A 7,333-nucleotide genomic window follows, 5' to 3' on the forward strand; every position below is an offset into this window, starting at 1 on the left:
ATTTCATGCATTTGACCTGGCTTCGCAGTGACTTGCGCGTTACCGACAACACGGCCCTTAGCGCCGCCAGTGAACGTGGCCCAACCCTGGCCCTGTGGCTTATCAGCCCTGGCCAATGGCAGGCCCATGACGATGCGGCCTGTAAAGTGGATTTCTGGCTACGCAACCTGCGCGAAGTGCGGCAGTCGCTTGACGCGCTCAACATCCCACTGCTCATACGCAAGATAGACACCTGGGATGATGCGCCTGAGGTTGTACTCGATGTCTGCCGAAAGCATCACGTCCAGAGCGTTCACTGGAACGAGGAATACGGCATCAACGAGGCCCGCCGCGACGCAGCCACGTGCAAATTGCTCAAAGCTTCGAAGGTTGAGGTTCACACTCACCTCGACCAACTCCTGTTCCGTCCTGGAACGGTGCTGACCCGTAGCGGCAGCTACTTCCAGGTGTTCGGCCAATTCAAGAAAAACTGCCTGGAGCACTTGCACCGCAGCCTGCCCTCGATGGCCGCACCGGTTAAACGCCAAGCCCCGACATCGATCAAGAGCGACCCGATTGCGCAACATGTCGAACCCTTCGAAAAGCCGGCAGACGCGCTGCGCAAACGTTGGCCCGCTGGCGAGAAGGAGGCTCAGGCAAGGCTTGCCCGGTTCACAGATGAAATCATCGACGACTACGAGACGCTGCGTGATCTTCCTGCTCGCGAGGGCACCAGCCAATTGTCAGCCTATCTTGCAGCGGGGGTCATCTCACCCCGCCAATGCCTGCATGCCGCGCTGGCCCATAACCGGGGCGAGTTCGACAGCGGCAGCAGCGGCGTCCAGACCTGGATCAACGAGTTACTCTGGCGCGAATTCTACAAGCACATCCTGACGGGCTATCCCCAGGTGTCCCGGCATCGTGCCTTCCGTGCGCACACCGAGGCGTTGCCCTGGCGTAACGCACCCAAGGAGTTCGAAGCCTGGCAGCAGGGCCGAACCGGCTTCCCGATCATTGATGCGGCCATGCGCCAGATGCTGGCCACCGGCTGGATGCACAACCGGCTGCGCATGCTGACCGCCATGTTCCTGAGCAAGAATCTGTTGATCGACTGGCGGCTGGGGGAACGTCACTTCATGCGCCATCTGATCGACGGGGATCTGGCAGCCAACAACGGTGGCTGGCAGTGGAGTGCATCCACCGGTACCGACTCGGTGCCCTACTTCCGGATCTTCAACCCCGTGTCGCAGTCACAACGCTTCGACCCCAAAGGCCGCTTCATCCGTCAATGGGTCCCTGAATTGCAGGACATCGACGACAAAAATATCCATGACCCTGGAAAATGCCACGGCTTGATTGATGCTAATCTCTATCCCAGTCCCATCGTCGATCTTCACAGTAGTCGACAGCGGGCGCTCCAGGCTTTCAAGGAGTTGCCCCGCTAGTCGTGTATAGAGGGCAATGCCGTGAGCGGCTCACGCAGTTTTTGGGTTACGGGCGCAACGGATGGGCTGGGCCTGGCACTGGTCCGCGATCTTTTGACAAACGGGCACCGTGTCGCCGCCAGTGCAGGTGAAAGCGAGGAACTCGATCGCTTGTGCATGCACCATGGCGATCGTTTGCTGCGGCTTACAGGCCGGTTGCAGCAGCAGCCTGATGCTGACGAGGCAGGCCGCATGATCGGCCATGCCTGGGGATCGCTGGATGGCTTGATCCTGAATGCCGCCACCTGTGATTACCTGCCTCCAGGCACCTCGGATAGCGAGTTGTTCGAGCATCTGATCACCACCAACCTTCAGGCGGCACAGCACTGCTTCGAGTACGCCACGCCCCTACTGGCAAAGGGCGATACGCCCCAGATAATGGCTGTTTTCAGCCGGTACTCCGCCGCGCAGCTTTACGCGCCGACGCAGTTTCCTGCTGGCTGGAACAACGCCGTGCAGTGGGTGAGGGAGCAGCGCCCATCGTTGCTTGCCAGTGGCATAGCGTTGACGGTGGTAGCACCGCAGTCCCTGAAAAACCCCGTGACGGCCGCCAGCGCGGTGCCTGAGGACTGGACTGCAGACACTGCCGCGCTAGAGCTTCTGACGCGCTTGCCTGCACGTGAACCTGAACTGGTGCTCGAGACGCTGAACCCGTCGAACCTCTGGCCGCTGCCGCAGCACTAGGTGGTACTGCGAGGGTAGAAACGCCAGTCATGCCGGGCACTGCTCAGGACGTGAAACGTTCTACGTCCTGAGATGGGTGCCACAGCACCGGAAGGATATCCATCAACGCACGTGGTTCGGCGCTGGTCCAGAAGCGGGTCGACAGAGCTGGGCCGCGTGCAAGCAGATCAGCCCCTGCGAGCAGGCGTTCGAGTTGACGAGCCACGGCAGCGCCCGTATCGATGACGGCCACGTGCGGGGGCACCGTTTCAGCCAGCAAGGGTTTCAAGAACGGATAATGCGTGCAGCCCAGTATCAAGGTATCGCAGCCTGCCGCCAGAAGCGGTTCAACGTAACTGCCCAGCAAAGTGCGTAACACCGGGCTGGTCAGGTCCCCCGTTTCGATCAGTTCGACAAGCCCAGGGCAAGGCTGGGTGACTACCCGCACGTTACTGGCGAAGCGATCGAGCAAGGCGGTGAACTTGGCGCTCTGCAAGGTTCCGGTCGTGGCCAGCACGCCGACTATCCCTGAACGGGTAGCCGCTGCGGCAGGCTTGACCGCCGGCTCCATGCCCACGATCAGCCAGTCAGGATAGTGCGCACGCAGGTCGGCCACCGCAGCCACGGTGGCTGTGTTGCAGGCCAGTACCATGGCCTTGGCGCCTTGCTGATAAAAGAAGGCGGCAATGTGGCGACAGCGTTCGCGAATGTAGTCCGGCGATTTTTCCCCGTACGGTACATGACCACAATCGGCGAGGTAGTGAAGCGTTTCGTTGGGCAAGCGCTGACGAATCTCGGCAAGCACTGACAGCCCCCCCACCCCGGAATCCATCACCCCGACTGGCCCCTCGCGCTTAGCCATCGCGCTTGCCACACACCGCGCAGCCAGGGTCGCGTTTGACCCGCAATTCACGGATACGCGTGCCCAACGCGTCGATCAGCAACAGTCGCCCTACCAAGGGTTCGCCGAAGCCGGCCAGCAGCTTCATGGCCTCCAGCGCCTGCAAGCTGCCCACCAAACCTACCAGGGGGCCGATCACGCCCGCCTCGCTGCAGGTCAGCTCAGCCTCGCTGCCGTGACCATACAGGCAGTGATAACAGGGGCTGTAGTCGCGGCGCGGATCGAAAACCGAGAGCTGGCCTTCCAGGCGGATCGCGGCGCCACTGACCAGGGGCTTGGCAGCCGCCACGCAGGCCGCATTGACCGCCTCGCGCGTCCCGAAGTTATCCGAGCAGTCGAGGACCAGGTCCACGGCCGCCACGGCAGCGGCCAGCGAGTCCTCATCCAGCGCCTGCCGGTGGGCAACCAGGTCGATTTCCGGGTTTATTGCCTGCAGACGCTGCAAGGCCGAGTCGACCTTGCTCATGCCCACGCTGGCACTGTCATGGATGACCTGACGCTGCAGGTTCGTCAGGTCGACCGTATCGAAATCTGCCAGGTGCAACTCGCCAACGCCAGCAGCCGCCAGGTACAGCGCCACGGGCGAGCCCAGGCCGCCGAGTCCGACGATCAGGGCCTTGCTGTGCTTAAGGCGCAGCTGGCCGTCGATGTCGATCTGGGACAGCAATACCTGCCGACTGTAGCGCAGCAGCTCCTGGTCGCTCAGCATGGCAGGTGCCCCAAGGTGATGCGCGGATGGCCGCCCAGGTCGGTGCGGCTGCTCACCTCGACAAAGCCGTTTTCCCGCAGGAGCACCTGTACGGCATCAGCCTGGTCGTAACCATGCTCGAGCAGGAGCCAGCCGCCTGGGGTGAGGTGGCTCGGCGCCTGCGCGGCGATGACCCGCAGGTCATCCAGACCGTCGACCCCGGCTACCAGCGCGCTGCTGGGCTCGAAGCGTACGTCACCTTCGATCAGGTGCGGGTCTGAAGCCGCGATATAGGGCGGGTTACTGACGATCAGGTCGAAGCGTTCACCGGAAAGGCCGTCGAACCAGTGGCTGACCTGGATGCGGACGTTGGCCAGGCCAAGCCGCTGGCGGTTGCGCTCGGCCAATGCGGCGGCCTCGGGCACGCGATCGACCGCCGTTACCTGCCACGCCGGTCGCTCGCTGGCCAGCGCCAGGGCAATTGCACCGGTGCCGGTACCTAGGTCGAGCACCTTGGCCGGCAGCGCAGGCAGCAGCTCCAGCGCCGTCTCGACCAGCAGTTCGGTGTCCGGGCGCGGGATGAGCGTATGCGGGGCCACTTCCAGGTCGATCTTCCAGAAGCCCTGCTGGCCCAGGATATAGGCCACGGGCTCCCCGTCCCTGCGCCGCTGCAGATAGCCGTCGTAAGTCTGGGCAGCGTCGCTGCTGACGATGCGTTCTGGCCAGGTGTGCAAGTAACTGCGCGATTTGCCAAGCGCCGCCGCCAGCAGCAACTCGGCATCCAGGCGCTCGGTAGGCGAATCGGGTAACTGCGCGTTGCGCAGCAGGCTGGCGATGATGGTCATCAGTCCCCCAGAGCAGCCAGTTGGTCGGCCTGGTATTCGGCCAGCAGGGGCTCGATCACCGCATCGACCCCACCGGCCAGCACGTCGTCCAGCGAGTACAAGGTCAGGTTGATGCGATGGTCCGTGACCCGACCCTGTGGGTAATTGTAGGTGCGAATGCGCTCGGAGCGATCCCCGGAGCCCACCAGCAGCTTGCGCTCACTGGCAATGGCGTTCTGAGCGGCACTGGTCTGCATGTCGTTCAACTTCGCCGACAGCCAGGACAAGGCGCGCGCACGGTTCTTGTGCTGGGAACGCTCTTCCTGGCATTCAACGACGATGCCCGTGGGCAAGTGCGTGATGCGGATGGCCGAGTCGGTCTTGTTCACATGCTGACCGCCCGCACCGGATGCGCGGTAGGTGTCCACGCGCAAGTCAGCTGGGTTGATCTCGATGGCCGCTTGCTCATCCGGCTCCGGCAAAACCGCCACGGTGCAGGCCGAGGTGTGGATGCGGCCCTGGGACTCGGTTTCGGGCACGCGCTGTACACGGTGCGCGCCGGACTCGAACTTGAGCTTGCCGTACACGTTCTCGCCCTCGACGCGGGCGATGATTTCCTTATACCCGCCGTGCTCGCCTTCATTCTCGGAGAGGATTTCCAGCCGCCAGCCGCGCTTTTCCGCGTAGCGCGAATACATGCGAAACAGATCGCCCGAAAAGATCGCCGCCTCGTCGCCACCGGTACCGGCGCGAATCTCGAGAAACACGTTGCGCCCGTCGTTGGGGTCCTTGGGCAGCAACATGCGCTGCAGCTGAGCCTCCAACGCCACCAACCGGTCCTTGGCCTCGCGCACCTCCTCCACGGCCATATCACGCATCTCCGGGTCGCTGTCCTTGAGCAGCGCCTGGGCGCTTTCAAGATCGTCCTGGACTTTGCGCCATTGCTGATAGGCCGTGTGCACCGGTTCGACTTCGGCGTACTCGCGGGAGTAGGCGCGAAAACGTGTCTGGTCGGAAATGACCTCGGCATCACCAAGCAAAGCGGTGAGTTCTTCGAAGCGGTCCTGGAGAATGTCCAGTTTATTGAGCAGCGACGCTTTCATTACAGGGATTTGTCCGTGGAGCCCTCTTGGAGGGCAAAGAGTTCCTGGGCCATGGCCAGCGCATCGAGGCGGCCCTCGGCCGAGAGCTTTTTCAGCTGCACGCTGGGCGCATGCAGGAGCTTGTTGGTCAGGCCGCGCGCCAATTGGGCCAATACGTCTTCAGGGTTGCCACCGTTGGCCAGCAAGCGCTGGGCCTTTTGCAGTTCTTCATCACGCAGCCGTTCGCTTTGCTGGCGGTAGGCCCGCAGCACATCGACAGCAGCCAGCTCACGCAGGCGCGCCATGAAATCCTCGGCCCCCACCGCCACCAGTTCTTCGGCGGCCTGGGCGGCGCCTTGGCGGCTCTTGAGGTTTTCGGCAACCACGTCATGCAGGTCGTCGACGGTATAGAGGTACACATCGTCGAGCTCGCCCACTTCGGTCTCGATGTCGCGCGGGACGGCGATATCGACCATGAAGATGGGTTTGTGCCGGCGCTGCTTGAGGGCGCTTTCGACGGCGCCCTTGCCTAGAATCGGCAATTGGCTGGCGGTGGAGCTGATGACGATATCGCTGTTGGCGAGCTCTTGGGGGATATCGGCGAGCAGCACGGCGTGTGCACCAAACTGCTCGGCCAGGGTGCTGGCGCGCTCGAGTGTACGGTTGGCCACCACGATGCGGCGCACGCCCTGCTCGTGCAGGTGGCGGGCGACCAGGGTGATGGTTTCACCGGCGCCGATCAGCAGGGCCTGGCTGCGGGCCAGGTCGCTGAAGATCTGCTTGGCCAGACTGACCGCCGCGAAGGCGACCGACACGGGGTTTTCGCCGATGGCGGTGTCGGTACGGACCTGCTTGGCGGCGCTGAACGTGGCCTGGAACAGGCGCCCGAGCAGCGGCCCCACGGTGCCGGCTTCGCGGGCAACGGCATAGGCGGACTTCATCTGGCCGAGGATCTGCGGTTCGCCGAGCACCAGAGAGTCGAGGCCGGAGGCAACGCGCATCATGTGCCGGACGGCATCGTGCTCTTCGTGCACGTAGGCGCTGGCGCGCAATTCGTCGAGGCTGAGGCGGTGATAGTCGGCCAGCCACTGGAGCACGGCATCGGCCGACAGCTGGTCCTGCTCGATGTAGAGCTCGCTGCGGTTGCAGGTGGACAGGATCGCTGCCTCGCGACTGGTGGTGAGGCGGCAGAGCTGCTGCAGGGCATCCACCAGCTGCTCCGGGGTAAACGCCACGCGCTCGCGTACGTCTACCGAGGCAGTCTTATGGTTGATACCAAGTGCAAGAAAGGCCATGCAAGATCGCTGGTTGTGACAGGAAGCCGATAATTGTCCTCTTTCGCAGGTTAGAGGACAACCACCGTTCGCTATCGAGGTGATAGTGTGGCGACGCGAAGGTGTTCTTGAGGATACGCTGTGGACTTCAGGCGCTGGCATCCAAGGGTGCAGTCATTTGGCTATTACCCGACTCATGATGGAGCGCTCAAGGCGATAATGCGCATGCCTTACTTACACCGAGTTACATCTTTGTCACATCCAAGTTCGCTATCGAGTCAAACACCAAACACGTATCCCCAAAACAGCCTCTCATGGCTACTGAGTTCGATACTGATTCACCCTAACTCCAAAGCGTTCAATCTTGATCTTGATCTTGATCTTGATCTTGATCTTGATCTTGATCTTGATCTTGATCTTGATCTTGATCTTCGCGAC

7 protein-coding genes are annotated in these 7,333 nt (G+C 62.3%); 2 read left to right on the forward strand and 5 right to left on the reverse strand.

All coding sequences use genetic code 11. The features are described from left to right. Positions 1–5: 5 nt before the first annotated feature. Together phrB and FS767_RS19715 are read left to right on the forward strand one after the other, a co-directional pair. Positions 6–1,424 (forward strand): deoxyribodipyrimidine photo-lyase, encoded by a 1,419-nt coding sequence (phrB, locus tag FS767_RS19710; protein ID WP_144967598.1) that lies wholly within the window; start codon positions 6–8, stop codon positions 1,422–1,424. A 21-nt stretch (positions 1,425–1,445) separates the two neighbouring features. Then, a complete protein-coding gene (locus tag FS767_RS19715) occupies positions 1,446–2,147 on the forward strand; it encodes an SDR family oxidoreductase (RefSeq protein WP_144967600.1) in 702 nt (233 codons plus the stop codon). Between the two features lie 43 nt (positions 2,148–2,190). Here the strand turns inward: FS767_RS19715 and murI are convergent, their stop codons facing one another. The 5 genes from murI to hemA are packed head-to-tail and all read right to left on the reverse strand — an operon-like array spanning position 2,191 to position 6,916. Further along, a complete protein-coding gene (murI, locus tag FS767_RS19720; protein WP_144967602.1) occupies positions 2,191–2,988 on the reverse strand; it encodes a glutamate racemase in 798 nt (265 codons plus the stop codon). After that, positions 2,981–3,736, reverse strand: coding sequence for a molybdopterin-synthase adenylyltransferase MoeB (locus tag FS767_RS19725; protein WP_144967604.1), 756 nt, complete (start codon positions 3,734–3,736; stop codon positions 2,981–2,983). The genes murI and FS767_RS19725 overlap by 8 nt, the downstream gene beginning before the upstream one ends. After that, positions 3,730–4,560, reverse strand: coding sequence for a peptide chain release factor N(5)-glutamine methyltransferase (gene prmC / locus FS767_RS19730; RefSeq protein ID WP_144967606.1), 831 nt, complete (start codon positions 4,558–4,560; stop codon positions 3,730–3,732). The genes FS767_RS19725 and prmC overlap by 7 nt, the downstream gene beginning before the upstream one ends. Further along, positions 4,560–5,642: a peptide chain release factor 1 gene (gene prfA / locus FS767_RS19735; RefSeq protein ID WP_144967608.1), complete on the reverse strand. Its 1,083-nt coding sequence runs from the start codon at positions 5,640–5,642 to the stop codon at positions 4,560–4,562. Before prfA ends, prmC begins: the two co-directional genes overlap by 1 nt. After that, positions 5,642–6,916: a glutamyl-tRNA reductase gene (gene hemA / locus FS767_RS19740; RefSeq protein WP_058639472.1), complete on the reverse strand. Its 1,275-nt coding sequence runs from the start codon at positions 6,914–6,916 to the stop codon at positions 5,642–5,644. Before hemA ends, prfA begins: the two co-directional genes overlap by 1 nt. Positions 6,917–7,333 lie beyond the last annotated feature (417 nt).

The organism is Pseudomonas sp. DE0010 (assembly GCF_007680745.1).
GTDB classification, from domain to species: domain Bacteria; phylum Pseudomonadota; class Gammaproteobacteria; order Pseudomonadales; family Pseudomonadaceae; genus Aquipseudomonas; species Aquipseudomonas parafulva_B.